Raw genomic sequence first — 25,709 nt, 5'->3', positions numbered from 1 at the left:
CTCTCACGGTGCAGCTATGAATCTGCTACTCACTGATTCTTTGAAAACACAATCGATAGAACGGCATTCAAATCCTGTATCGCAACTTGTCCAGGTGCCGAGCTTTCTTTCCCTACAGCAAAGGTCATGATAGACCCAAAGAGTCCACCTACCATTCTTGTGAAGGCACCATATTCCCCCATCGCCATCGAAATAACAGGGATAGACAGGTGCTTTTTCGCCTTGCCAGTCGCAGAGAGCAGTGTCAATGCATCCTCATAGGAATGCGGCATGACGGCGATCTTTGCGATGTCGGCACCGACCGATTCTGCATTGGTGAATAGCTCCACGAGCCGATCCGCCTCCGGGGTACGATGGAAATCGTGGTACGACACAATCAAGATGACCCCGTTTCTCTTAGCCGCCTGACTGACTTGCTGCATATGCGAGACATCATGCATTAATTCAAAATCAACGGCAGCCACAAGCTGAGTGGCACAAAGCTCGACAAGCAGGGACACTTTTTCATCCTCTGAGAGTGAGATGCGTTCGCCGCCCTCTTTTTCAGAACGAATGGTGAATAAAAATGGGATGTTATCTGCCTTTTCAATCATCCCTTTCAGGGTGGTGATGACTTGTTCCTTGTCATTGAGGTGATTGAAAAAATCCGCTCGCCACTCTATCACATCAGGCTTCTTCTCAGCTAACACCTCAACTTCAAGAAACAATTCTTCCTTTGTTTGTCCAATGAGCGGCGTACAAATCATCGGCTGACCGCCTGTCTGCGCACTCTTTACCTTTTGCTGAAAGACATTCACATCCATCTGCCCCCTTTATAGACCATTTGGCAACACAACCATTTTGGTTTCGGTCATCTCCTCGATGGCGAAACGCGGGCCTTCCCTTCCAATACCGCTTCGTTTAATCCCGCCATATGGCCAGTGATCTAGTCTGAAATTCGATGTCCCATTGATGACTACGCCACCAGTTTCAAGCTCTTTTGCTGCGTGTAACGCTACATCCAGCTGATTCGTAAAGACACCTGCCTGCAGACCATATCGACTATCGTTTGCTTCTTTGATTGCCTCATCCAGCTCCTCGTATGGAAGGACACTGACAACTGGACCGAACACTTCTTCACAGACGACCTTGGCTTGTTTTGGCGGGTTTAACAAAATAGCCGGTGTGACGCTTGCGCCCTTTCGTTGTCCTCCAGATAGAAGCTCGGCACCCATTTTCTCTGCCTCTTGTATCCATGCCTCCACACGTTTTGCTGCTTGTACATCAACCATACAGCCGATATCACTTTCACTAGACAGCGGATCTCCAACGACGAGCTGTTCTACTTTTTGTTTAAGTGTCTCAGTAAATGTCGACAAAATTTGCTTGTGGACATAAATTCTTTGAACAGAAATACAGCTTTGACCAGAGTTGCTAAAGCCTGTTTTGGCACAAAGAGATGCGGCTTGCTCGATATCTGCATCATGATGAACAATCGTCGCTCCATTTCCTCCAAGTTCCAGCAGTACCTTTTTTAATCCAGCAGAGTTTGAAATATGTTCTCCGCCCACCGCACCGCCCGTAAAAGAAACAAGATTGGTTCTTTCATCCGTGACTAACTGTCTGCCGGCGTCTACTCCTCCAATCACAAGCTGCAGGCTCTTTTCAGGGAACCCTGCTTCAAGCAGAAGCTTAACAAACGCTGTGGCAACAGCTGATGTTTGCGGTGCTGGCTTTAAAATAATGGCGTTCCCTGCCGCAAAGGCTGGACCGATCTTGTGACAAATTAAGTTGAGAGGCGCATTAAAAGGCGTAATCGCCAGCACAACCCCAACCGGCACTTTAAACGTCATGGCCATTGCTCTCTGTCCACGGGAAGATACATTGCCTGGAATGGTCTCACCGATTAATCGATTGGCTTCTTCGGCTGACTGCGCCAGCGTTTCAATTGATCGTGAGACTTCATCTCTTGTATTTTTAAGCGGTTTGCCTAATTCTAAAGAAATGAGTTTTGCAAAATGCTCTTTTTGTTCTTCCAATAAGGCGGCTGCCTTTGTTAGAAGCGTTGAACGTTCTAATGCTGATATTGCCGCTATTTGTTTTTTAGCTTGCTGCGCAATAGAAAGCGCCTGTTCTATATCTTCTGAGGAGGCAAGATAGGATGTACCGATCATTTCCCCAGTGTATGGATTGATAATGTCTTCTTTGTCATGGTTTGCATCCAGCCATTCGCCGTTTATATATGACAACGCTTTCAATTCACTCAAATTTTCTCACCCTCCTTCAAGTGACGCGTCCCGCCCCCCGCATAACGAACCAGTCTTTCTTCATTCGGACAAGGGCCTTTCACTAGGGCACCTTTTGTCAGCTCTTCATATGCATGCGCCACGATGCCCATTCCTCTGGATAAGGAAAAGATGCCTTTTGCCGCTTCAGCTGGAATGCTTAATTCACATTGGATCGCAGCAGATACGCCATCTATGTTCATCGTGATTTTTTTCCCTTTTAATTGTTCAAGTTCATGTCTAATCGCCTCAGCTAACCGTAAGTACGTTCCGCTGATATCACCTTGCTGCACATATGTTTGACTCAACTCATACAGACGTCTCACTCTCGGATCATCATCATGCAGCTGATGGCCGATTCCCGGAATTTTTTCCTTGCGGGCTAGCCATGTCTGACATACTTGCTTCGCAGCAGACTTCATATCCTTGTGAGCATCATAAACCGATTTGGCTTCGTATAACATACGCATCGCCTTTTCACCAGCTCCACCATGAATATCACCTAATAAATTCACCCCTGTTGCAACAGAAGAATTAAACGAAATGCCGCACGTAACCGCCATTCTTGCCGCTGCAATAGACGGTGCTCTTGGCCCGTGGTCCGCACCTGCGACAAGAACACTTTCAAAAAGAGCTGCCTTCGAATCATCTAGTAATTCACCAACAAGCAGTAAATAAAGCATTTGTGGATACGATAATTGACCAATAAGCTCTTCAATTGGATAGCCCCGAAGTTCAATTGAATTTTTTTGAATATGACTAATCTCAGTCTCCCACCAAGCGCCTCCTTCTTTGTATATTTCCAGTGCACTTCGATTTTTCATCGTGTGAATCATTCCTTTAGCCTCTTATTTGGAGATGAACGACTCCTTAGATTCCGTCTAGTGGAATTCAATTTCACTTTTTGGAATGTGTTTTCATTGTAAGCGCATTCGTTTTTATCGTCAATCATTTTTTCTGAAAATACTGTCTTTTGATGAGAAATTAAGTGAATCGAACTAATTATGTTTGCTTTTTTTAATCAAAAAATTGATATTTAGTTAAATGGAATTAAGTATATCGTTCTACTAATTTAATGAATTTTTGGTTGTTTTGTCAAACCCACTTCGACATAAAAAAACCTCTCCTTCTTCTGGAGAGGTCTCAGTATGATGTGAAATTGAAGTTTCCGTTTGATAAGTATCCAGAAACAGCACGAGACATAAAAAATGCTATAAAAAAGGGCGCTTCTGCCGTCTGCACGATTGATAAAGAAGGTGCCGATAAAAATAGAGAAGAATCATTGAAAGACATACCAACAAAAAGGGGATATGATCGAGATGAATTCCCTATGGCTATGTGTGAAGAAGGCGGTGCAGGAGCCGATATAGAATAAATATCTCCTTCAGACAATCGAGGTGCGGGATCTTGGGTGTCCCATCAACTAAATGAATACGAAGATGGAACGGCCGTACTGTTTGTTGTTGATTAGGGTTATGCAACTTTGAATTAGATCGCAGCTTATTCAAAAAATCCCTATCCAATTGGAAGGGATTTTTTCTGAGTGTCTGTTAGTGCATTGGTGTTGTTCCAGAAGAATTTCCAAATAGACAGACCCAAAAGGTCTGCCATTTTTCATGTACCTAATCGAATAGCCAACTCCATAGCAGTCTCGGTATGATTCAGATATGAACCACCAACCAACATCATGATCGCAAGACCAGCTAAAACAAAGCTTTTTCTAATGTTCATACAAACAGTCGCCCCTTCGAATTTGTTTTTGAGCGTACACCATTTGCTGATACAAATATACAGATTCCTCCATACGCTCACATTTAGTATAAAATTCTGCGGACTCTAATGCCAGTTCTTCTAAATATGGATAACCCCTAATGTTATCAAATCGTTTCAAAATATCCTTGAGATCATCAAGATTAAGTGGCTTTATATATAGGTTTACAAGAAAATCGTACAAAGATTCGAATAATTGATCAGGGTTTGATTTTAGATAATCTATGCCACGCTGCAAATATTCCTTGGCCAATTCATCGTTACCCAATTTAAAATGGATCAGAGCCTGCTGATAAAGGATTGCTCGTATGTGAGAATGACGTTTCAAATAAATTTCAGCTTCCTCCAAATGATCTAATGCCAACTGATATTTTTCCAAACTAGAATAACAGTGACCCAAGTTCATCAAACTTATACCAATCATTAATTCATCCTTAATCGCATGTGATTTTTCTAATGCTTTGTCTAAATGCGGGAGAGACTTTTCAGAACTGTTAAGATCAATATAATTTCCTGAAACAACAAAACGAGACTGAATTTCTCGGACAAGATAAGTCGGGTGCGCCTTATATGTATCAAGGGCTAGCATGATGTAATACATAGACATTTGAGTTTGCTTCATGTGATAGAAAATCTCTGCCATCTTGAAGTAAAACTCTGCTCTTTCAACTTCATCCGCCACTCGATCCAACCGTTTTTCTGCCTGTCGATAAAAAGTAATCGCAGTAATGTAATTACCTTGCGAAAACTCATACATCCCTTTGAAAAAATTAAAATAGTATTCCAGGATTCCAGTAAGCTTCCGCCCTTGCCCTTCAACTGATCGCAGGTACTCCGCTTTATTTAATTTCCGAGCTCCTAGATTCATGTATTCAAGCATTTGTTCGTGGCGGAATTCCATAAGCTGAAAATAAAGAACAGCTTGCTCATCTTCCTCCATGATGTCTAAATCCCTTCTGATCTCACTCCGAAGCATTTCCGCATCTGTTACATTCAGCCTCTTGATATTCTGATACCATTCATTAATCTTCTGACCGATTTTCGCTGAAGATACAGCTGCCATTCATTCATCCCCCTCAATTTTTGCCGTTTTATGTTAAATCCTAGCACATGAAATACGTCCAAAACCCATTTTAGTTCCAATTTTGAAAATTTTCGGTATCTTGCAAACAGATTTTCAAACTGATTTCAGTAGTCAAAACGAAAAAACACATTTAAAGCCCTTATAAGCGTTTTTGACACACCACCCCTACTTTTAATACCTAAACAAAAAAAGCGATCAGAATCAAATCTGAGCGATCTCAACTGAAATTTTTAAGTAAACCTCTATGTGAGTGTTAAAATCTCTTGATTTCCGTCAAGCGCCTTTCAAGAAGCAGCCTAGCTCTTTCTTTTTCGTTTTCGTTCCTCATTAGCTTTGATTAAAAACAAAACTGAAACACCTAGAATGAGAAATCCTATCTCAAACAGGTTTATTCCTACTTCTACCTTCACATGATTCACCTCCGCAGTGACTGGATTTTATCACAAAAAAAATCCGTCAAAATGAAGCACTGAAAAATAAAAAAAATGCTTGCGGACACCGCAAGCAAAATGGAATTTTTCAACAAAAACATAATATTTTTTTTTAAAAAAACAGGCTCTCCAGCCTGTTCATTAGCGATAATTGACAATCTAATTCTTCTCTATTCGAAATTTCTCCTCCCAATTAAAAGAACCTTAATTGCGGACACCGCAACTAAAAAATAAAATTCCCACCATATTACCAATTATAAAGAAATAAATGGTAGCATTGGAATATATCAAAGAAAGTGAGTGATTTTTATAAGCCCTTGTCTCTTATGACTCTTTATGCAACCATTTTTTAGACTCTCTTATGATCCCCCAAAATAGGAACCTGTACAGAACTACAAGCAAGAAAAAAGTATAAACAAACTCAAAGGGAGAGAATGGTTCATAATCAATTATGTATGCATTAATAAACACTATTACCAAAGAAAACAATTCCATCAAAGAATCTATAAATCTGTTTTCTTTGAACACGTCCCTTGTCTTTTTGAAATTAAAGATGTCTTTAATTTCCCCACTGGAAAGTCCTTTGATTAAAGCTAAACCTATCAAGTACACACCAAAAGACATCTCAAAGGAAAAACTCAACATCTGTGTGATTACACAATAAATCAAAGTGAATAAGAATAAATACATTTTATTACTCTCCTTAACCTCTAAGTATTCCACCCCAATAGAAGGAAATATCATGTATGCGTTACCCCAAAAAACAAATAGGAGTGGTACGTATGTTTAAAAAATTTCTAGTAGTGTTATGTGTGCTTACTATTACATTTGGTTTCTCTTCTCCAATGATTAGTCATGCCAGTCAAGGTAATAATGAGACCCCCCCAGTCAGTGTAGATAAAAAACAATTGGAATTAGCAGAGAAACTATCTAATTACTTCGAATTAGATAAGGATGGAAATATTCATTTTACAGCTGATAAAGAAACCCTTATGGAAATGGGAATTTCAGAACACGACAGTCTACTAATGACTTCAATGAAATCAGAAGAATTTAGCTTTGAAGAGAATGAGAAAAAAGGTGACATGCAGACATTAGGTTTTGTAGGTTTACACCTCAAATTAGGACCGAAAGTTAGAAGCATGAATGCCATAGTAGCAGGTGGATTTGCAGCCGGATATATCGGTTGGTACACAAGTCGAATTGCTGCTGCTGGACCATGGGGTGCTGGAGCCGCTGCGGCTATTACTGCTGGAACTTCTGGTGCTGTTGCATGGGCAGTTAAAAACAAATATAAGAAAGTTGATGTAGGCGTAAATATTATGTTTGTTAATTTAGCATATACTGTAAAAATACCTTAAAAATTACTGTTAAGCAACAATAAATAAAAAAGCAGCTGTGAGAAGAACTTGCACACTCACATTCTGTTTTCCCCTCAACCAACAGTAGCGAAGCCCATGCAGTTGTTTTGAATCTGCAAAGCTTCGCTCTATTTTTTCTTTTCTCTTTTTATATAACTTTTTTCCAGAGATAGACAGACGATTTTGTCTAATCTTTTCTTTTTGTTCCTCCCATACATGTCTTGAGATCACTTTTTGATGATTTTTCGATCTTGTACAGCTTTCAAGGAAAGGACAAGAAACGCATTTTTTAGAGTCTGATTTATAGTACCTATAACCTTTTCGGTCAGTTGTCGTATATGATAGCTTTTCACCATTTGGGCATATGTAATGATCATGTTCAAAATGATACTGGAATTTCCTCTTGTTCGATGAAAGCGTCTATGTGCGATGACACCAAAAATGTGGCGATCGGATAAATCCTTTACAGATTGATGTTGTCAAATAACCAGAATCAATGGCAACCGCTTCTACTTGAAAATCAAATCGGGTGATTTGGTGATCCAATCGATCAAGATACGGAACGGATACCGTACAGGTATGCGATAAATATCATTTTAAACAAAATAAGTTGATCAAGAGAAGGACGACCTTTATTCTCAATATAATAAGGTTTGACTTTGTCTATAATAAATGAAAAATCAATGTACTGATCAATTTTACGAAGCAGGTGATCCTCTTCGACCAGTTGATCTAGTAATACAAATTCGGCTTCGTGCTGAGAAGAATTTCTAGTGTGGAACATAAGAAAAAACACCTCCTTTAGTGGACTTATCTCTATTATAAAATTCGGAGATGGAAACTTTAAGGAAAAAATAAAGCTGTCGAGATTTTCTCGACAGCCTGAAACCTCTCCATCTTCTGGAGAGGTCACTTATTTTATTTCCACCAGTCATCAAACATAGAAGCTGGTACTTGACGTTTATGTTCTGATTGAACATAGCGTTTTTCAATCGCTTCTGCTGCTTGATCTGAAACGGGTTTTCCTTCTAAGTAATCATCAATTTCATTGTACGTAATACCAAGTTCTGTTTCATCTGTTTGCTGTGGCTTGTCATCCAGCAGATCAGCTGTTGGTTTCTTTAAGTATAAACGCTCCGGTGCCTGAAGAGTCTCAAGCAGCAACCGTCCTTGGCGTTTCGTTAAACCTGTGAGCGGAAGGACATCAGCGCCGCCATCACCATACTTCGTGAAAAAGCCCGTCACAGCTTCAGCTGCATGATCTGTTCCAATGACAAGTAAGCCTTCCTGTCCACCGACGGCATACTGTGCGATCATTCTCATGCGTGCTTTGACATTCCCTTTATTAAAATCAGACAGCGCGCCGCCTGTTTCCTTTTGATATTGATCACTGAATGCTGTCACAGCAGGTGCGATGTCATATTTCCAAGACTTATCAGGCTGAATAAATGATAGAGCCAGCTGCGCATCGTCTTCATCCTGCTGCGTGCCATGCGGAAGACGGACTGCAATAAAGACAGCATCCTCTTTTCCTTCTTGACGAAGCTCACTTACAGCAAGCTGTGCGAGACGGCCGGCAAGCGTTGAATCCTGTCCTCCGCTAATACCGAGAACGAACCCTTTTGCACCGGTCTTTTTCAAGTAAGCCTTTAGAAATCCAACCCGTTTTTCGATCTCCTGCTTTGGGTCAATTGAGGGCTGCACATGCAACTCTTGGCTGATTTTTTTCTGCAAACTCATACACTTTTCCTCCTAAGCATCCTCTACATGAAGAGAACAGGTTTTACTTCCATTTCAATTGATTTACCTACGATTTTAGCCACTTTATTATATCATGTTTTGAAAAAAGATATTTTTTAGACGTTCCCCTTTTTCGCAAATGATCAAACATTCACAAATGAAATAGACCAAGCCGCTTTGACTGGTCTTTCCTTTTCAATCGATCTCCACCCGAATGGATGTACAGCTTGAGCCGTTGCATTTTCCAATGTCGGCAGGACATGCAGACACCGCGACGATGAGGTCCATTTCTGCACGCAGACGAATGTAATCACCAGGGAGCGATTTTGGTAGCTCGACAGACAGTTTTCCTTTCTCATCAATGACTGTATTCATAAATGCATTAAAAGGATAATACATATCCTCCTTTGGAATCCCGAATGGCTCAAAAGCCGTTCGGAGATTATCGTAGCATGTATGCATGACCTCTAGGTGCGTCCTGCCATATAAGAGCTGATACATTTCTTGCCGGCACGCAGGCATATATAAATCATGACATTCGACTGTATCTTCAATGACCGTAAACATTGGTTTATATAAATTAGAATAAAGCTGATCTCCCTTTTTCACCTTGGAAGAGAACAGGCTGTCCATGGTAGCGCCTTGATCAAATTTTTCATAAAAATCCTTTTCATGATAGGCCATCACATCTGCTACTTGCTGTCCTTCGACATCAACCACTCGCATACATTGTCCTTTTCCTAATCGAAAGCCAAGCCCATCCTTTGGTAAAATCACGTATTCTCCGTTCATCACATGCACTCCTTTCCATGTTGACAGTATGCCCAAAACGTCCTCTTGATCATGTATAAAAAAAAGAGGCCGTCACAAGCTAATGCTATTGAATCGGAAAGGTGTTGCACACAAATTGAAAGAAGAACAATCTTTATCTTGGTGGCAGCTTTCTCTTATCGGAGTCGGCTGTACAATCGGCACTGGTTTCTTCCTTGGTTCCAGCATCGCCATTACAAAATCCGGTTATTCCGTCTGCATTTCATTTTTGCTTGCGGCAGTCGGCACATATCTCGTCTTTAAACACCTGGCTGCGATGACAGCCGAGAACCCAGATAAGGGATCATTTTGTTCCTATGCCCGAAAAGCCTATGGGCGCTGGGCGGGTTTTAGTAATGGCTGGGTGTATTGGTTTTCAGAAATGCTCATCACAGGGAGTCAGCTGACGGCGATTTCTCTTTTTACTCGTCACTGGTTTCCATCCATTCCACTATGGGTGTTTTCAGCGATTTATTCCGCTCTTGCCCTGCTTGTGATTATCATTGGGCTTTCTTCTTTTCAAAAGACGGAAAATGTCCTTGCCGTGCTGAAAACCGGGGCGATCCTATTGTTTGTCGTCCTTGCCGTTCTTGTTTTATGCGGCATTCTCACAGATCATCGGCCCACCCTCCACCTGCCAAATAAAGACCACGAATGGATGCCGCTCGGTCCGCTCGGTCTATGGAATGGGCTAATTTATGCGTTTTATGCTTTTGGGGGGATTGAAGTCATGGGGCTGATGGCGGTTCATTTAAAAGACCCGAAAGACGCCGCAAAATCTGGACGTGTGATGCTGATCATTCTTGCTGTCATTTATATTGTCTCCATCGGACTTGCGCTTTTGCTTGTTCCAGTAACAGCCTTTAACGAGAACAGCAGTCCATTTATTACATCACTGGAACCATTTCATTTATCGATTTTTCTTCATATCTTTAACGGCATTTTCATTATTGCTGGGTTTTCCACATTGGTTGCCTCCCTCTATGCAGTCACAACACTGCTTGGCACGATGTCGGAGCATCACGATGCACCTGCTTGTTTTAAACAAAAAGAACCATCTCATGTTAGATGGTCTTCGATTTTGTTAACTGCTGCTGGATTGATTGTCTCGATTTTGCTGGCACTCTTTTTGTCCAAACACATTTACGAGCATCTGACAACGGCAGCCGGTTTAACTCTTTTATACACATGGGTGTTTATTCTGCTATCAAGTAAAAAACTGTCAAAACCATCCACTCGCCAAACGTGCGAAATGGTTCTTGCCCTGATCTTAATTGGTGCAGCTGTTTCAGGTACTCTGACAGAGGCAAGCGGACGACCTGGCTTTTTTATTAGCCTTGGGATCATTGCTGTAATTGGCATCATGGTACTCTTTATGAGAAAAAAGTGGAAACAGGATCAGGCCGCATCATAATTTCATCATGTTTTTTAAAGCAGTAAATGGACATTTGGCGGAGGCTGGTTTCTCCGCCTCATCATCTGAGAGAAAATATTGTTTCCATTCTAAATTTTTCTGATCCCCATACCATTTTAATGCTGGATGTACATCAACTTGATCATACGCCTTCAGCCTCTTCCGAACGAGTTTACTCATTTTTTGACCAAATGTGGTGGAACCGTTCATCTTTTCAAACACCCACCTTGGTTGAAAGGCCCACATCACATAAGGAAAATGACGGCTTTTTCTTAGCTTATGCGCTGGTGTCGCGCATAAAATAAAATAAGGCTCCCCATGAAAACAAAATTCCCATTCATGATTTTCAGGATCTGATGGAATTTCCTCTGGCCATTTCATTTCATCCTTTTGATGTAATTGCTGAACCATCGACCAAAACTGCTCCTCATACTCTTCGAGCGAATACTCCTTCATATCCTGCGGTGTTTCAAAAAAGCAAATGAACGAAGCATATTGACCGGTTTCCCTAGAGCAGCTTTGGTATTCCCTTAAAAGCTCTGCTAACTCATTCACTGCCCCGTCTCCCCGCAGATCACCAACAAATCCATAGCGTAAATGATCGAGAAAAAATCCTTGTCTGCCTGGTACACAGGGAAATGTATCTGCCTCATCACCGACCATCTCTCCAAACTGTGTGAAGGCATCCTGCTTCCATTCTTCGAGTGATCGTAGATTTTGATCAAGGCAACTTTTTGCATACAGCTGGGCCATTTTCTTCCACCTCGTTTTAGCGTCTTCTCCCATAGCCTATGAGGAGGAAAAAGCTGTGGTGACTGTCCTTCAACGACTTTCACTGGACATTCACAAGGTGGTTGATTTGCCGAATGAAGCAGGAATTCACTTCCATTTATCTAATCATGTATGAGTATGCTTCTGCATATCATCATTTAGCCGCCTCTATCTAATAGAGTTGGTCATTATAAAAGAAATGGGTGAATGACATGCGTCTTCTTTTTCTCCATCCGATGTATCTGATCTTATTTACACTACCAGTGATGGCTTTCCTTTGGGGATTTGTTGGTTATCTGCTATTTAAACGGATATGGCCTGTCCTCATATTAACGTCCGTGATTTCGATGATTTTCATCTTCGCTTATACTGGATTTGACCTTAGCAATCTATATTGGGTCCTTCTGATGACGGCTCTTGCTTTTGTATCAAGCGGACTCTCGAAGGTCATACACGTTCATGTTCAAGAGAAAAAACGGGAAAAGCCTTTATGATTGTTTCTTCTTTAAAAAGACGGAATCAAGCAGCCAATAAATAAAGGCCGCGCAAAAGCTAAATAGATAAACTTTGTAGCTAATAAAGACAACAACACCATAATCAATCCATAATGCGAGCGCCGTACAAATCACCCACGCCCCGATAAAATAAACCAATAAATCACGGCGTCGAAACTTCTCAGGATGACGGTGTAAAACCATTTGGATAGGTGCAGCAAATAGGACATAAGCGATCAAAATGAAAAGACTGGTGACCTCCACATAACTGAATCTGGATTCAGGTGGGTCAAACAACATGATATAAACAAATGTCGCTGTGATCACAGACAACATCAGCATACACACATAGTTGAATGCTGGCAGGAACATACGCATGGCAAAAACTCCTTCAATTTTATGTATCTTCCATCATTATTGAAGAGTGTCCTATTTCTGTCAAATATGAAAAAGGGCTAAAATGATTTAGATTTTAGCCCTTTTTCTTATCAACCATTCTATCCAATGAGCGCCATGATTCCTTGATATCCAAAATAGGCACCGAAGCCAAGTAAAGAGAGACCTGCCAGAACGGATAAGCCGTGCAACATTCGTTCATTTAAATACCGTCTAAACGTACTCGCAAGCAGCGCCATACAGAAATCCCATATGAGCATGCCGATAAAAATAGCCATGCTGTACATCAGCATTTGAGATGCTCCGTACTTTTCAATCGTATTGGCCAAAATACTGCCATAGATCCCAAGCCAAAATAAAATACTAAGCGGATTGGAAAGAGAAATAAAAAATCCCGTCATGAACGAATGCCCGATCGACGTGTTTCCTCCGTCCTTCTTTGGGCTTTCCTGCAAATTGATTTTACGAAGGCTTTCAATACCAGTATAGGTCAGAACGAAAAAGCCGAACAGCCACAAAAAGGTTTTCACAAGAGGTGCAGTCAAAAGCTGGGCGACACCAAAATAGATGAGGAGCATATAGACAATATCCGCAGCCATAGCCCCCACACCAAAAATCCAAGCGTGCCAAAATCCACTTTTAATTCCTCTGTCGATTTGGGCTGCATTGACTGGCCCAACAGGCGCTGAAAGTGACAACCCTAAAAAGATATAACCAAAAAACACCGCCACATAGACGTCCTCCTTTTGATGCTGACTTGTACATGTTATTCACACTTTCGTTGTTTTAGTACAAGTCCTTCGTCACCTTTTCTGAAGATAAGCTATACAAAAGGAGGAGCCACCAGATCAGCTGCTTATCGATCGGCTTTCATCGCCGGCGGCTGTGTGGGTATGGTTCCTTTTTTCCGAGATCGATTCATTTGAATGGCAGCCGCAAAAAGGAGAACAGCTAAAAAGGCGAAAACAAAGACGGCGCTTGCCGCACCTGCCCACTCAAGGCTAAACCCAATCAAAAAGGACAAACAAGCTCCACCTAAACTAGCGGCAGCAATAAAATAACTCGTGGCCTCGTCGATGGCATTTTCAATCATTAATGCAGAAGCCGTCAAGGCAATGGGGAACATGCCAGCTGCGCACAGACCGATGAAAAAGATAAGAATTAGCTGCGCGGCGATGTGGGTGGCTAGAGCAAATATGGCGAGCAGCACAATCATCAGCGCTGCGCTTAACTTTAAAAAACGCAACGGATGCAGCTGATCGGCTTTTCTCGCAATGACAGTTCTGCCAATGACGATCGCTGTCCAAAAAGTAGAGACCGCAAAAAGACCCCAGTTGTCTCCCCCTTTTTCTAGCATGATCGACGGTAAAAAGTTCGCAAAGTTCGTTTCAATTCCTGCGTAGAAAAACGCAAAACAGATCATAAGCACCACAATCATTCGATTCCCTCGATCAAACAGCAAGGACGGTTTCTTCATGTCTTGAATAGGATCCGCCATCTGCCCACGAGGGAGTTTATTCATAAAGGTAAGCCAGAGCATGAGGAAAAAAGTCAGTGCACCGGCTTGAAATAAAAACACATAATGCCACGTTTCCTCTGTCACAGTCAGCAGAATCAATAGAGGAAATAATAGCGCACCTAATCCAAAAAAGACCTCCATGATGCTGATTCGCTTTGCACTGTTTGCCATTGAAATCACATACGCCCCGGCCGTCGTCTCAAGACTGCCTGCACCGCTCCCAAGGAAAAAACCTGCCACCACAAGAATCGTCCAGCCCGGCACCAAAAGGCCAAGAAGAAGCGCTCCGATCATCAGCAGCAATCCCATCGTCAGAACAGCGCCGTAGCCTTTTTTCCTCACAAGAATGGGCGACAAAAGAACGCCTGTCAAAAAGCCAATAAACTGAAAGAAGATTAAAGAAGATAATTCCCCAGGCCCCTTCTCATAACTAGACAGCAAATAAGGCGTTAAACTGCCAAAAAACACATGAATGGTCCCAATAAAAAAATAAAAGATACAGCCAAAATAAAACACCTTTTTCATCTTTTCACTTCCTCTAAAAAGGAGCGGAGTCATGATATCCTCCGCTCCACCTCTTCATTAATATGCGTGGGCAGAGACGACAGCCTCTTCCCTCTCGAAGCACGTATTCAGCGCAGCCTGCGCGCGATAACCATCTGCAAAATCAGCTACCTTCATATGAGATGGATATGAGTTTGTATTTACCCAATGCATCAGCTGATCACGGAATGTATCAGACCATCCATAAAATTCATTTGGTGGATCTGTCAGCAATGTTTGCGGCATTTGATGTCGCTCTACACACAAGCCATCACTGATCTCATATTCGTTTTTCATGTTTGTATGGTATTTAAAAACCTTGTCATGCCCCACCACTTCTACACTAAATCCACATTCCTCCGGCTGCGTACTTTTGGACGTCACCAAATGAAAGAACACTTGATTCTCCATTTGCCCAAAAATTTCGGTATGGTCATCGACCTGTACCTTTTTCTCTTCCTTTTCCTTTACATGTGTCAGCATCTTCGTATTAAGGGATTCTTTTTTCATTTCACTGCCAAATAAGTACCACAGCATATCAATCAAATGAATCCCTAAATCTCCTAATGCACCGCTTGTACGCAGACTTTCGCCGCTGTCTCTCCACGAAAATATCTTTCTTCTAAGGGCACTATTTTTCTTAAAATGTGTCCGTACTGTCAAAACGCGTCCTAATTCACCATTGGCAATCAAGTTCTTCAAAATATTCACAAAGGATAAATAGCGATAGTTAAAGCCCATACTGGCTTGAACCTGGAACTGTTTGGCTGTCTCCACCATTTCCTTCGCTTCTTTTAACGATACAGCCATCGGTTTTTCACATAAAATCGGCTGTCCTGCTCTAAGCGCCTGAAGGGCATGGTCCTTGTGACAGAAGTTAGGGGAAGCAATGATCAATCCATCTGATGCATCCGATAGTGTTTCGATACTGGCATACACCCGTCCGCCATACTGTTTAATAAACCCTTGTGCGACAGATTCGTGCAGGTCATATACTCCAGATAATTCTGCACCTTTGATCGTTGATAACGCTCTAGCATGTGCTTTTGCAATATTCCCTGCTCCAACAATTCCAATTTTCTTCATGAATGTGCCTCCTCATGTTTATACATCACTGTTTTCAATGTTTCATAGATTCCTTTTGCATACCCATGATGACAAATTTGATGATGATGCCGTTTGGCTTCGGCTGTTGCATTTTGGACAAGAAAGCCGTGCGTGACGGATTGAAGCATCCGCAGATCATTCCCACTATCACCAAAAGCAAAGCCCTTATCTTTTGACAGGTTATATTGATTCAGCATAAACCGAACGATTTCATCCTTCCCTGTTCCCACTGGTAAAAAATCAACGTCATAGCAATCCGCAGGGTCTCCCGCAAGCGGGTTGCATTTGTTGATGTTCACCGCCATCCCCCGCTCCTTCGCAAGTGTTTGTATGAACGATAGATGATGGAGGTCTGTCCGTTCATCCTGCTCCTGATAATAGAAATTCTTTTTATACCCAGAGCTGCCCAGCTGCGTTTGCGGCCTAAGGGTGATCCCCTTTTCACGTACGGCTTGCAGAATATCTTCAATTTTTTCGTCTGAAAAGCCCTGTGCATCAAGCCGTTTCATCCATTCTGCATCCGGCTGTCCAAATTTCCCATCTGATGTATACACAATTTCAGTTCCTAAATTCGACGCAATAAAATGCGGGAATTGATAGAAACCGCCTTTCTCCATTTTGCTCGTAACAGAATCGAGGCTGCTTCCCGTCACCCAGCCCAGCATGAGCTGTCCGGCTTCGCTCTTTTCTGCCACAAAAGCTTCCAGGCGCTTTACATCCTCTCTCTGCTCCTCGGTCATTCCGTGAGAATAATAGGTTTCATCGAAATCACAGAAGACGATCCACTGCGGATGTTGCGGTTGATGCACAAGCTTTTTATTGAATGGAAGATTTGATAACATGATGGACCCCCTCGATGACTTTCTCCTGATCTTGCAGCGGCATACCTGGGTAAAGCGGTAAGTGGAGTAATTGCTGTACGGCTTTTTCCGTATGTGGAAGTGCCGTTTGTTTATACTTTTGAGAAACAAGATTCGTTTGATGCTGATGCGATAAAATCGGGTAATAGACATCTGTTTCTATGCCCATTTCCAGTAATTGCTCTGCCAGCTCATCTCGGCTTCCCTTCAGCACTCTCATCGGGAATAGATGCCATACATGATCCTCTGTCAGCTTCGGAAGCTTTATGTAGCCTTCGTCTTCCAGCGTTTGCAGCTGATCTATGTATCTCTTTGCCAAGTAAAAGCGTTTAAAGTTTTGTAAACCTAAATATTTCATTCGTTCTAGCCCGATTGCGGCCTGTAAGTTATCAATCTTGGAATTAAAGCCATAGTCACTGCGCTTGACATTTTTCTTCCCTGCTTCAAAGCCGTGATAGCTGATTTCCATGCATTTTTCGGCTAAGGCTTCATCATTTGTTGCGATAGCTCCAGCCTTCCCGCAAACTCCAAGGTTTTTGTACGGGTTAAAGCTGAGAACAAGTCCATCCCCAAATGCCCCAAGCCCGCTGCTGCCAATCGCCTGACAGCCATCCTCAATGATCGATAGACCATGCCGTTTCGCAATCGTCGAAATGGCCTTCATATCCGCTTGCTTTCCATACAAATGAACCGGGATAATACATACTGTCTTATCTGTGATATGCTTTTCTATTTCATTCGGCGCTAGGCAGTAGGTGTCTGGATCAATATCGGCATAGACTGGAACCGCACCAATCGCAAGCACTGCATTTTCTGTTGCAGCAAAGCTGTTGGCAGGTAGGATGACCTCATCTCCAGGATGGACGCCTGCTGATATTAAACTGATCATCAAGGCATCTGTTCCACTTGATGTGGCAATGACATATTTTTTCCCTAAGTACGCTGCGAGCGTCTTTTCAAACTTTGGAATATAAGGGCCTGATGTAAAACGGCCTGAACTTAATACTTCTTTCAGCACCTGCATAATATCATCGATCTCATCCTCTGAAATCAGTTTATCAACCGGCAGGAACGGTATCTTTTTTTCCTTATTCTGTTTATAATGGAAGAGAATTTTTTCCAAACCCGTACGTGCAATATCTTGCTCAAGGAACGCAGCAAGCTTATCATTCGCTAGATTCTTTTCAACTGAATCAGCCTTTACTTGAACACCTTGATTGATCATATCCAGCAACGGTAGATAATCCTTGCTTTTACCTGATATCTTCGTCAATATTTGCATTCCATTCCCTCCAATTAATCAATTCCATTTGTTAATATTTAACTTGTTTCACATTGTAAATGATGTTATCGATTTCAGAACAATAACTTTGTGTAAAGGATTTGTTAATATGTGTACAATTTATGAAATTGCCAAACGCTGCGGGGTTTCAACGACCACTGTTTCTCGGGTGCTGAACAACCATCCATATGTATCCGAAGAAAAGCGCCAGCACATTTTACAGGTGATGAAGGAAATGGAGTATACACCAAGCTCAGCAGCCCGCACCCTTCGGTCACATCAGACAAAAACCATCGCTGTGTCTGTTCCAGCTGTGGACCATCCTTTTTTTGCACAATTGATTAAAGGCATTTCAAAGGAAGCACTGGATCAAGGGTATAAAGCCATCGTGCTCCAGACGTTTTATCAAGAATCAGTAGAACTTGAAGGGCTTCAATTATTAAAAAGAAAAGAAGTAGATGGTGTCATATTGGGGGCGTTAGAAAATAAGTGGGAAACAATCGATCCATTTTTAGCAAACGGCCCGATCGTCATGGCAAATGAGTATCATCAAACAGCAGACATTCCGATTATCGGATATGATGAGCGGGAAGCTGCCTATAAAGCGGTTGACTACTTGATTCAATCAGGGCGTACATCCATTGGATTTTGCTTTGATACAGAAAGCAGTGAAGCGCAAAAACAAAGAAAGCAAGGCTATCTTGATGCGCTTTCTGATCACGGTTTGCCGCTTAAAGAAGATTGGCTGTTCGGCGAGGCTTTTACCATTGAGGACGGCTTTCGTTTGATGGACTTAATCCACCGGATGCCGGATGCGCCGGATGCGATTTTCACCGGCAATGATCAAGTGGCAGCAGGCCTCATTAAACAAGCCATTTCATATGGATATCACATTCCTAAGGATTTAGCGGTGATCGGTTATGACAATCAAGACATTTGCGAAGTGACAGCTCCAACGATCACGACCATCGACATCCCCATCGTCGAGCTTGGCCAGCAGTCTGTGAAACAATTGATTCAGCTGCTGCAAGATCAAAAACCATTACAACGTGAACATATTCAGCTGCCTACTCGGCTTGTCACACGAGAATCCACATAAAAAAAGACTGAGGAATCTCTCAGTCTCAGCGTGTAGACAAACCCTCGCATTCTTTGTCAGTCCTGCGCTCTGGTGCTCACGAATGCCGAATTCGCTCCGCTCCAGTGCTCGTCCTTCCTTTTTCTTTCACGCTGAAAAGAAGACAAAGGGCTAAAATAAAGTACATTTTAGCCCTTTGTTAACAATCTGAAGACTGAGAAATCTCTCAGTCTTCCATTTTTCAATCAATCGATCAACCTATACAAATTGAGCAAGAATGAATGTCCATATACATACGATGGCGAGCAAAATGAAGCTGTACTTCACTGTTTTTTTGAAGAGCTCAGATTCTTTACCTGTTTCTCCTACAGCTGCTGTTGCAATGGCAATGGATTGTGGAGAAATTAATTTCGCCATCACACCACCGGTCGTATTTGCCCCAATTAACAAACCTGCCTGAGAGCCGATTTGAGAAGCGGTGACTGCTTGAAGGTTACCGAATAAGGCATTGTTACTCACAACAGATCCCGTAATAAACACGCCGATCCAGCCAAGCACTGGGCTGACAAGTGGGAATAAATCGCCTGTTTTAGCAAGCGCTAGTCCGATAGCAGAACTTAGACCTGCAAAGTTCGCCAAATTGGCAAAGCCCATGACAAAACAAATCGTAAGAACAGGAACCCAAAGCTCTTTGACCGCTGCATTTAAGCAGGCAGCCCCTTCTTTTAATGTAATATGTCTGCTGAACAATCCTGTCAGCATCACCGCAATTAAAATGGCGGTACCTGTTGCACTAATAACATCAATTTTAAAGATCGCATCAATCGGTGTTTCTGTTTGGGCAATTGGCGGTAATTTCACAATTTGCTGATGCAGAAACGGCATTTTCACTAAAATGGTTGTCCAATTAAGCGGGCCTCCCTCAGCAAACAGTGCTTTAAACGCTGGCAGACTCCATACTGTAATGACAGCCGTTAAGATATAAAACGGAGACCAAGCCTTCAGCACCTCAACTCCGCTAAACGTTTGTTTTTGTTCAATGGCTGGTGCCCCTTCTTCACGATAAATATGTTTCGGCTGCCATTTTCGAAGAAATAAAGCCAAAATTCCCATACTCGCTAAAGCTGAAATAATATTGGCAAGCTCAGGGCCCATCGTGACCATTGTAACAGCCTGCAGAATCGCATAGCTTCCACTCACAACAAGCAAGGCTGGAAGCGTTTCTTTGATGCCCTTAAAGCCGTCTACAATGAGAATCAGCAGAAACGGAATACAGAAAGAAATAAACGGAATGGTGTACACAAGGGTTTGAGACAGCTCAAGCGGCGTCATATTTCCCATTTGCGCCCCGGTAATAACTGGAATACCTACTGCACCAAAAGCGCCAGACGCAGCATTTGCAATCAAGCAGAGCATGGCGGCTTTTAGTGGTTTAAACCCAAGCTCTGTTAAAAGAGCGGCACTAATCGCAATCGGTACACCGAATCCAGCGGCTCCCTCTAAAAATGCGTTAAAACTAAAACCAATTAATAAGAGCTGTAACCGTTGATCTTGAGAAATTCCTGCAATACTAGAACGAATGACATCGAACTTTCCAGACTTCACAGCAATTTTATAGAGCCATACGGCCATGATGACGATATATCCAATTGGCCACAGCCCATTAGATACACCGAGCACCACAGCAGATAATGCTTTTTCAATTGGCATATGAAAGAAGAAAACAGCTGTTACAAAACTGACGATCAAGGTAAAACAAGCGGCTAATACCCCTTTTAACTTAAATACAGTTAATGCTAGTAGAAAAAACAAGATTGGAAGCATGGCCACCAATGCACTGACGAACTCATTACCAAACGGATCATATATTTGCTGCCACATAGTGATTCATCCTTTTCTGCTCAGATAGGTTGCCTTTGATTGATTAAAAATGAGGAGCTAAAATCTCTTTTAACACATTCACACTGTGCGCGAATTTTTCTTTTTCTGTGTCGCTCAGTGCGAGCTCCATCACTTCTGTTGCCCCATTTCGGTTCACGAGGGCAGGTACACCAATGTAGACATCTTCTGCTCCGTATTCTCCATCTAAATAAGTGCTGACAGTCAAAATGCTATTTTCATTGTGCAAAATGGCTCTAGTAATGCGGGCTAAACTCATCGCTACGCCGTAATAAGTTGCGCCTTTTTTCTCAATGATTTGGTAAGCAGCATGACGGACATTTTCCATGATGTCGTCTAAATCTTCTTGTTTGTATTGGTCATTTCTCTTCATTAATTCTGTGATCGGTACACTTCCGATATTCGCATGGCTCCAAACAGCAAGCTCTGTATCCCCATGCTCTCCAATGATGTACGCATGCACATTGTGCGCCGCTGCTTCAAAGTACTCACTAAGCATGTATCTGAATCTTGCCGTATCAAGCGTTGTTCCACTGCCAATCACTCGTTCTTTTGGCAGTCCGCTGAATTTCCAAGTCGCATATGTCAAAATATCAACTGGGTTCGTAGCAACTAAGAAAATACCATCGAATCCGCTTTTCATCACATTGTCTACAATGCCTTTAAATATATTTAAATTTTTCTCAACAAGATCAAGTCTCGTTTCACCTGGCTTTTGGTTTGCACCAGCGCAGATACATACAATGTCTGCATCCTGACAATCCTCATAATCTCCATACCAAGTATTTACAGGATGCGGGGCGAATGCTTTCCCGTGGTTTAAATCCATGACGTCACCTATTGCTTTGTCTTGATTCAAATCGATGACTACCAATTCATCTGTGATCGCTTGATTTATTAATGTAAAGGCATAACTGCTGCCGACAAAACCTGCTCCAATAAGTGCTACTTTGTTTACTTTTTCGTTTGTCATTTATCTCATCCTCCTGAGTAAAACTAGGTTGTTTTTCTTATGTGAAGTATTTCACATTCTTATTGTGCAATACTTCACAAACTTTTGCAAGGGGATTGCTTAAAAAAATAATGTAGCCATTTTGTGAACACTCTTATTGTGGTTTTAAACCGCTGTCCCCATACATTTTCTCATAAGAAAAAAGCCACCAAACACTCTTTGGTGGCTTCAGATTGTTGACAAAGGGCTAAAATGTACTTTATTTTAGCCCTTTGTCTTCTTTTCAGCGTGATAGAAAGCCTTTGCAGTCTAGGAAGGACGAGCACCGGAGCAGAGCGAATTTGACATTCGTGAGCACCAGCACGCAGGACTGACAAAGAATGCGAGGGTTTGTCTACACGCTGAAGCCGCCAAACACTCTTCGGCAGCTTCTCTCTTATTTAATAAGGTCCCCAATTGATCATGACACCGATACAAATAAAGACAAGGCCGATGACGAACCAAATGAGCGCAAGCGGCACCATAAAACGCAGCCATTTCACGTAAGGAATCCCACTTGCAGCCAAGACAGCCATCAACACACCTGAAGTCGGATTCACGCAGTTGACCACCCCTTCACCGAGCATCACTGCTTCTACCGCTACTTGTCTCGTGATACCCATTAAATCAGCAAGCGGCGCAAGAATCGGTATAAAAACAACCGCTTCCCCTGATCCTGATGAAATCAAAAAGTGAAGGAGCGCACTGGCGATATACATGCCGATCGCACCAGCCATTGGACTAAACCCTGTCAGCATACTCGCAAGCCCATTCACCACAGTATCAAGCAGCTTGCCGTTTTCCAAAATGACTGAAATGCAGCGTGCCATACCGACAATGAGTGCGCCGTATACAAGGCTTTGACAGCCGACAATAAACGTTTTTGCAATATCATTGGCAGCTAATCCCCCAAGCAGGCCAGCAGCAATGGCCATGAAAATGAACACACCTGCCATTTCTTTATCGGTCCAGCCAAGCTGAAGCGCACCATATAAAAAACCCCCAAGCGACAAACCACACACCGCTAAAATCAGCTTATGTCTGCCGGTGAATTCAGGCTTGTCCACAGATTCCGCATCAGCTCCTCCAAGCCCTTTAGCAGGAAACCACTCGTCACCAAGCAGGCTCCCCTTTTCTTTATTTTTCAGGCGTTTTGTATATAAATAGATGTACACAATACTAGATAGGAGAAAACAAAGATAAATGATGACACGCAGCCCAATACCAGAAAAAATCGGCAGTTCTGCAATCGTTTGTGATAAACCTAATGGAGATGGAGACAAAATGGTTGCGTTAAAACCTGCATAACAGCCGATGTAAATAACCGCCGCTCCCGCCACTGCATCCCACTTTAAAGAACGTGCCACAATGATTCCAATAGGAATAAAGCCAATAACCGAGTTCACCACAATTCCGGTCGTCCCAAGTACAGAAAACAATCCGCCAACAATACAAATAAACAATAGCTGTTTCGTTTGGAACCGGCTGATGACATTGTGAATCATCCCGTTAATGGCACCTGTCTTTTCCAAAATCGCAATGGTTCCGCCAGTAAATAGAATCAGAAAAATAATAGAGGATGAACCAACCATCCCTTCTTGAATCGCTGTAAAAAAACCAACCGGACTAACTGGTGATTGATCAATACGGTGATAACTGCCAGGAACAGCTGTTGTGATCTCTCCTGACGTTTTCCGATCAAATTCACCGGCTGGTACAAAATACGTTGCGATCGTACAAATTAAAGCAATCATAAATAAGAGTACATACGCATCCGGCATCTGAAGTTTTCTTTTTTGTTTCTCAGGTGCTGATACTGTCGCTGTTTTCATCTGTCAAAACCCCTTTGTCCCGATCGGAATTTCACTTAATTTTCTGAATAATCAAATGATGTGTTATATTATAAACACTGATGATATTTAAGATCAATATTATTTCACTAAAAGAATGTTTTGGCAGATTATCTGTCAGCAAGGAGGCTTCTCATGACAACTTTGACAAACGAGATGAAACAAACCGTGACAGACATCTTTGAACATCTGCACGCCCATCCAGAAATCAGCTGGGAAGAGACAAATACGACGGCTTATATTGAAGATCTATTAAAGAAAGCAGGCTGTAAAACGAGAACATTTGAAGACTGTACAGGGGTGATCGGTGAAATCGGGGAAGGCGCACCAGTAGTCGCTGTGCGAGCCGATATTGACGCATTGTGGCAGGAAGTAGATGGCGTATTCCAAGCCAACCATTCATGCGGACACGATGCACATATGACGATGGCACTTGGTACATTCATGGCATTGAAAGAAAAAGAACTCCCAAGTGGCACGATCCGATTCATTTTTCAGCCTGCCGAAGAAAGAGGCGGCGGCGCTTTAAAGATGATCGAAAAAGGTGTGTTAGCTGACGTTGATTATTTATACGGGGTGCATGTGCGCCCAATTCAAGAAACCTTAAACGGACGCTGCGCTCCTGCCATTTTGCACGGATCAAGTAATCATTACGTCGGAACCATTCTAGGGGAGGAAGCACACGGTGCACGCCCGCACCTTGGGGTCAACGTCATCGAAGTTGCATCTACGCTTGTGCAGAGACTGGCACATATCCATGTCGATCCACGAGTCGCCCATTCTGTGAAAATGACCAATTTAAATGCAGGCGGTGGCAGCTCCAACATCATACCTGGCAAGGCCTCTTTTACACTCGACGTTCGGGCACAGACAAACGAAGTGATGGATGAATTAGAAAAGGAAATTGAGAGAGCATGCCATTCTGTAGCGGATGCTTTTGGCGCCTCTATCACACTTTCAACTGATCATCGTCTTCCAGCTGCGACATTAAATGAAGAAGCTGTGGAGATCATGTCACATGCCATAGAGCAAGTGCTAGGCAAAGAACAGCTCGATCCACCGATCGTGACGACAGGCGGAGAGGACTTTCATTTTTATGCAGCAAAGGTTCCGCATATTAAATCGACGATGCTCGGTTTAGGCTGTGATTTAAAACCAGGGCTTCACCACCCTTATATGACATTCGATCGCTCTGCGATTTTTACCGGCATTGAGATTTTGACGGAAGCTGTATACGAAACACTTCAGCAGCATTCATCGTAAAATAAAAAAACCACCCGTCTTTCCTGAAGCGGGTGGTCTCCTTTATTTTACGCATTCACATCTGTCATTGCCGGTACATTGATTTCTTTCACACAGGACACCCTTGATAGATGAATGACACATCTCGCCAGCTCGACAATATCTTGTACAGGTATTCTCGTTTCATCATACAGAGCAATGGCTTTTTCAGCGCCATCTTCGTATGGAACTTCTGCCGCCAGTTCTCCTGGATTGATACAGGTAACGGATATTTTATCTTTCCTCACGTGCTCTCTTAGTGCGTTCACAATACCACGAAGCCCAAATTTAGAAGCAACAAAAGAAACCTGAGACAAATTCGTATGGTCAAGTCCCGCAGTAGAACCAATGACGATGATCTTTCCATTCTCAGATGTCCTTACGTGCGGAAGCAGAGCTTGGATGTAGGTAATCGTTGAGGTAACGTTCACATTGATTAAATGAGCGATATCCTCCGGTTGATCATGATCGAAAGAATAATCATCTTCAAAGCCGCGTTTCTCCCATAAACCTACGTTATAAATGAGTACATCAATTGTCTGATCCTTCAATGCTTCGAGCATAAAAGGGATATGGGTTTGGCTTGATAAATCGATCTTCAGCCAGATTCTACGCACTCCGTCATCTATGTTCAAACTGCTTGGTTCACTTCTTGACACAATCCAAACTGTATCTCCGCTTGAAGGAAGACCTTTTACAAAGGCATCCCCTAATCCTTGACTCGCACCAAATATGATATAGTTTTTACTCATGCTTCCTCCTTC

At 42.5% G+C, this 25,709-nt stretch carries 21 protein-coding genes and 2 pseudogenes; 5 read left to right on the top strand and 18 right to left on the bottom strand.

Features of this window, described 5'->3' with window-relative positions:
* Positions 1 to 29: 29 nt before the first annotated feature.
* The 3 genes from aroD to NST57_RS01855 are packed head-to-tail and all read right to left on the bottom strand — an operon-like array spanning position 30 to position 3,100.
* The gene (gene aroD, locus NST57_RS01865; protein ID WP_341297911.1) at positions 30 to 803 is read right to left on the bottom strand and encodes a type I 3-dehydroquinate dehydratase; all 774 of its coding nucleotides are present in this window, start codon (positions 801 to 803) and stop codon (positions 30 to 32) included.
* A gap of 9 nt (positions 804 to 812) precedes the next feature.
* Entirely contained in the window at positions 813 to 2,246 is a 1,434-nt protein-coding gene (locus NST57_RS01860) for an aldehyde dehydrogenase family protein (RefSeq protein WP_142153861.1), read from the bottom strand.
* On the bottom strand, positions 2,243 to 3,100 hold the full coding sequence (locus NST57_RS01855; RefSeq protein ID WP_142153859.1) for a citryl-CoA lyase: 858 nt from the start codon (positions 3,098 to 3,100) through the stop codon (positions 2,243 to 2,245). Before NST57_RS01855 ends, NST57_RS01860 begins: the two co-directional genes overlap by 4 nt.
* A 305-nt stretch (positions 3,101 to 3,405) precedes the next feature.
* On the opposite strand from NST57_RS01855, the pseudogene NST57_RS01850 reads away from it, so the two are divergent.
* Positions 3,406 to 3,735, top strand: a pseudogene (locus NST57_RS01850) (NucA/NucB deoxyribonuclease domain-containing protein); the annotation flags it as partial.
* Positions 3,736 to 3,984: 249 nt separating this feature from the next.
* Here NST57_RS01850 and NST57_RS01845 read toward each other — a convergent pair.
* Positions 3,985 to 5,097 (bottom strand): Rap family tetratricopeptide repeat protein, encoded by a 1,113-nt coding sequence (locus NST57_RS01845; RefSeq protein ID WP_341297910.1) that lies wholly within the window; start codon positions 5,095 to 5,097, stop codon positions 3,985 to 3,987.
* 1,234 nt (positions 5,098 to 6,331) lie between these two features.
* On the opposite strand from NST57_RS01845, the gene NST57_RS01840 reads away from it, so the two are divergent.
* On the top strand, positions 6,332 to 6,910 hold the full coding sequence (locus tag NST57_RS01840; RefSeq protein WP_126268974.1) for a hypothetical protein: 579 nt from the start codon (positions 6,332 to 6,334) through the stop codon (positions 6,908 to 6,910).
* A 9-nt stretch (positions 6,911 to 6,919) separates the two neighbouring features.
* Here NST57_RS01840 and NST57_RS01835 read toward each other — a convergent pair.
* The 3 genes and pseudogenes from NST57_RS01835 to NST57_RS01825 all read right to left on the bottom strand — a co-directional run bounded on the left by NST57_RS01835 (position 6,920) and on the right by NST57_RS01825 (position 9,442).
* Positions 6,920 to 7,694, bottom strand: a pseudogene (locus tag NST57_RS01835) (transposase).
* Positions 7,695 to 7,828: 134 nt separating this feature from the next.
* The gene (gene nadE, locus NST57_RS01830) at positions 7,829 to 8,650 is read right to left on the bottom strand and encodes an ammonia-dependent NAD(+) synthetase (RefSeq protein WP_142153855.1); all 822 of its coding nucleotides are present in this window, start codon (positions 8,648 to 8,650) and stop codon (positions 7,829 to 7,831) included.
* Between the two features lie 195 nt (positions 8,651 to 8,845).
* A complete protein-coding gene (locus tag NST57_RS01825; protein WP_041508297.1) occupies positions 8,846 to 9,442 on the bottom strand; it encodes a DUF1989 domain-containing protein in 597 nt (198 codons plus the stop codon).
* 82 nt (positions 9,443 to 9,524) lie between these two features.
* Between NST57_RS01825 and NST57_RS01820 the strand changes: the two genes are divergently transcribed.
* Complete coding sequence (locus NST57_RS01820) at positions 9,525 to 10,874, top strand: amino acid permease (protein ID WP_142153853.1); 1,350 nt, start codon at positions 9,525 to 9,527, stop codon at positions 10,872 to 10,874.
* Here NST57_RS01820 and NST57_RS01815 read toward each other — a convergent pair.
* From NST57_RS01815 to NST57_RS01780, 7 genes are all read right to left on the bottom strand, one after another.
* Positions 10,869 to 11,627: a YqcI/YcgG family protein gene (locus NST57_RS01815; RefSeq protein WP_142153851.1), complete on the bottom strand. Its 759-nt coding sequence runs from the start codon at positions 11,625 to 11,627 to the stop codon at positions 10,869 to 10,871. The two genes, NST57_RS01820 and NST57_RS01815, sit on opposite strands and share 6 nt — an antisense overlap.
* 506 nt (positions 11,628 to 12,133) lie before the next feature.
* A complete protein-coding gene (locus NST57_RS01805; protein WP_142153848.1) occupies positions 12,134 to 12,517 on the bottom strand; it encodes a UPF0715 family protein in 384 nt (127 codons plus the stop codon).
* 119 nt (positions 12,518 to 12,636) lie between these two features.
* Entirely contained in the window at positions 12,637 to 13,266 is a 630-nt protein-coding gene (locus NST57_RS01800; protein WP_035703113.1) for a LysE family translocator, read from the bottom strand.
* A 125-nt stretch (positions 13,267 to 13,391) separates the two neighbouring features.
* Entirely contained in the window at positions 13,392 to 14,579 is a 1,188-nt protein-coding gene (locus tag NST57_RS01795; RefSeq protein WP_341297909.1) for an MFS transporter, read from the bottom strand.
* A 57-nt stretch (positions 14,580 to 14,636) separates the two neighbouring features.
* The gene (locus NST57_RS01790; protein WP_341297908.1) at positions 14,637 to 15,683 is read right to left on the bottom strand and encodes a Gfo/Idh/MocA family protein; all 1,047 of its coding nucleotides are present in this window, start codon (positions 15,681 to 15,683) and stop codon (positions 14,637 to 14,639) included.
* Positions 15,680 to 16,546, bottom strand: a complete 867-nt coding sequence (locus NST57_RS01785) for an HAD-IIB family hydrolase (protein ID WP_341297907.1) — start codon at positions 16,544 to 16,546, stop codon at positions 15,680 to 15,682. The genes NST57_RS01790 and NST57_RS01785 overlap by 4 nt, the downstream gene beginning before the upstream one ends.
* Entirely contained in the window at positions 16,521 to 17,846 is a 1,326-nt protein-coding gene (locus NST57_RS01780) for a DegT/DnrJ/EryC1/StrS family aminotransferase (RefSeq protein ID WP_341297906.1), read from the bottom strand. Before NST57_RS01780 ends, NST57_RS01785 begins: the two co-directional genes overlap by 26 nt.
* Positions 17,847 to 17,955: 109 nt before the next feature.
* On the opposite strand from NST57_RS01780, the gene NST57_RS01775 reads away from it, so the two are divergent.
* The gene (locus NST57_RS01775; protein ID WP_341297905.1) at positions 17,956 to 18,945 is read left to right on the top strand and encodes a LacI family DNA-binding transcriptional regulator; all 990 of its coding nucleotides are present in this window, start codon (positions 17,956 to 17,958) and stop codon (positions 18,943 to 18,945) included.
* A 237-nt stretch (positions 18,946 to 19,182) separates the two neighbouring features.
* Here the strand turns inward: NST57_RS01775 and NST57_RS01770 are convergent, their stop codons facing one another.
* The 3 genes from NST57_RS01770 to NST57_RS01760 all read right to left on the bottom strand — a co-directional run bounded on the left by NST57_RS01770 (position 19,183) and on the right by NST57_RS01760 (position 23,646).
* Positions 19,183 to 20,805: an L-lactate permease gene (locus NST57_RS01770; protein WP_341297904.1), complete on the bottom strand. Its 1,623-nt coding sequence runs from the start codon at positions 20,803 to 20,805 to the stop codon at positions 19,183 to 19,185.
* A 43-nt stretch (positions 20,806 to 20,848) separates the two neighbouring features.
* On the bottom strand, positions 20,849 to 21,796 hold the full coding sequence (locus tag NST57_RS01765; protein ID WP_142153836.1) for an L-lactate dehydrogenase: 948 nt from the start codon (positions 21,794 to 21,796) through the stop codon (positions 20,849 to 20,851).
* Positions 21,797 to 22,215: 419 nt separating this feature from the next.
* Positions 22,216 to 23,646 carry a YfcC family protein gene (locus NST57_RS01760; RefSeq protein ID WP_142153832.1) on the bottom strand — a complete coding sequence of 477 codons (1,431 nt, stop codon included), beginning with the start codon at positions 23,644 to 23,646 and terminating at the stop codon, positions 22,216 to 22,218.
* 153 nt (positions 23,647 to 23,799) lie between these two features.
* Here NST57_RS01760 and NST57_RS01755 point away from each other — a divergent pair, with 153 nt between their 5' ends.
* Positions 23,800 to 24,927: a M20 peptidase aminoacylase family protein gene (locus tag NST57_RS01755; RefSeq protein ID WP_008342120.1), complete on the top strand. Its 1,128-nt coding sequence runs from the start codon at positions 23,800 to 23,802 to the stop codon at positions 24,925 to 24,927.
* 47 nt (positions 24,928 to 24,974) lie between these two features.
* On the opposite strand, the gene NST57_RS01750 is transcribed toward NST57_RS01755, so the two are convergent.
* A complete protein-coding gene (locus tag NST57_RS01750) occupies positions 24,975 to 25,697 on the bottom strand; it encodes an SDR family oxidoreductase (RefSeq protein WP_019743827.1) in 723 nt (240 codons plus the stop codon).
* Positions 25,698 to 25,709 lie beyond the last annotated feature (12 nt).

It is taken from the genome of Bacillus sp. FSL M8-0077 (assembly GCF_038050255.1).
GTDB lineage: Bacteria > Bacillota > Bacilli > Bacillales > Bacillaceae > Bacillus > Bacillus altitudinis.
The sequence above is the reverse complement of the archived record's forward strand: the minus strand, read 5'-3'. Positions and strand labels throughout refer to the sequence as shown.

What these genes read in the sequence shown, in the direction of transcription:
- nadE (WP_142153855.1), bottom strand. Translation starts at nt 8,650, where the DNA reads ATGAGTTTGCAGAAAAAAATCAGCCAAGAGTTGCATGTGCAGCCCTCA.
- NST57_RS01805 (WP_142153848.1), bottom strand. Translation starts at nt 12,517, where the DNA reads ATGCGTATGTTCCTGCCAGCATTCAACTATGTGTGTATGCTGATGTTG.
- NST57_RS01755 (WP_008342120.1), top strand. Translation starts at nt 23,800, where the DNA reads ATGACAACTTTGACAAACGAGATGAAACAAACCGTGACAGACATCTTT.
- NST57_RS01785 (WP_341297907.1), bottom strand. Translation starts at nt 16,546, where the DNA reads ATGTTATCAAATCTTCCATTCAATAAAAAGCTTGTGCATCAACCGCAA.
- NST57_RS01820 (WP_142153853.1), top strand. Translation starts at nt 9,525, where the DNA reads ATGCTATTGAATCGGAAAGGTGTTGCACACAAATTGAAAGAAGAACAA.
- NST57_RS01790 (WP_341297908.1), bottom strand. Translation starts at nt 15,683, where the DNA reads ATGAAGAAAATTGGAATTGTTGGAGCAGGGAATATTGCAAAAGCACAT.
- aroD (WP_341297911.1), bottom strand. Translation starts at nt 803, where the DNA reads ATGGATGTGAATGTCTTTCAGCAAAAGGTAAAGAGTGCGCAGACAGGC.
- NST57_RS01845 (WP_341297910.1), bottom strand. Translation starts at nt 5,097, where the DNA reads ATGGCAGCTGTATCTTCAGCGAAAATCGGTCAGAAGATTAATGAATGG.
- NST57_RS01775 (WP_341297905.1), top strand. Translation starts at nt 17,956, where the DNA reads ATGTGTACAATTTATGAAATTGCCAAACGCTGCGGGGTTTCAACGACC.
- NST57_RS01750 (WP_019743827.1), bottom strand. Translation starts at nt 25,697, where the DNA reads ATGAGTAAAAACTATATCATATTTGGTGCGAGTCAAGGATTAGGGGAT.
- NST57_RS01825 (WP_041508297.1), bottom strand. Translation starts at nt 9,442, where the DNA reads ATGAACGGAGAATACGTGATTTTACCAAAGGATGGGCTTGGCTTTCGA.
- NST57_RS01760 (WP_142153832.1), bottom strand. Translation starts at nt 23,646, where the DNA reads ATGAAAACAGCGACAGTATCAGCACCTGAGAAACAAAAAAGAAAACTT.
- NST57_RS01765 (WP_142153836.1), bottom strand. Translation starts at nt 21,796, where the DNA reads ATGACAAACGAAAAAGTAAACAAAGTAGCACTTATTGGAGCAGGTTTT.
- NST57_RS01815 (WP_142153851.1), bottom strand. Translation starts at nt 11,627, where the DNA reads ATGGCCCAGCTGTATGCAAAAAGTTGCCTTGATCAAAATCTACGATCA.
- NST57_RS01780 (WP_341297906.1), bottom strand. Translation starts at nt 17,846, where the DNA reads ATGCAAATATTGACGAAGATATCAGGTAAAAGCAAGGATTATCTACCG.
- NST57_RS01840 (WP_126268974.1), top strand. Translation starts at nt 6,332, where the DNA reads ATGTTTAAAAAATTTCTAGTAGTGTTATGTGTGCTTACTATTACATTT.
- NST57_RS01855 (WP_142153859.1), bottom strand. Translation starts at nt 3,100, where the DNA reads ATGATTCACACGATGAAAAATCGAAGTGCACTGGAAATATACAAAGAA.
- NST57_RS01795 (WP_341297909.1), bottom strand. Translation starts at nt 14,579, where the DNA reads ATGAAAAAGGTGTTTTATTTTGGCTGTATCTTTTATTTTTTTATTGGG.
- NST57_RS01770 (WP_341297904.1), bottom strand. Translation starts at nt 20,805, where the DNA reads ATGTGGCAGCAAATATATGATCCGTTTGGTAATGAGTTCGTCAGTGCA.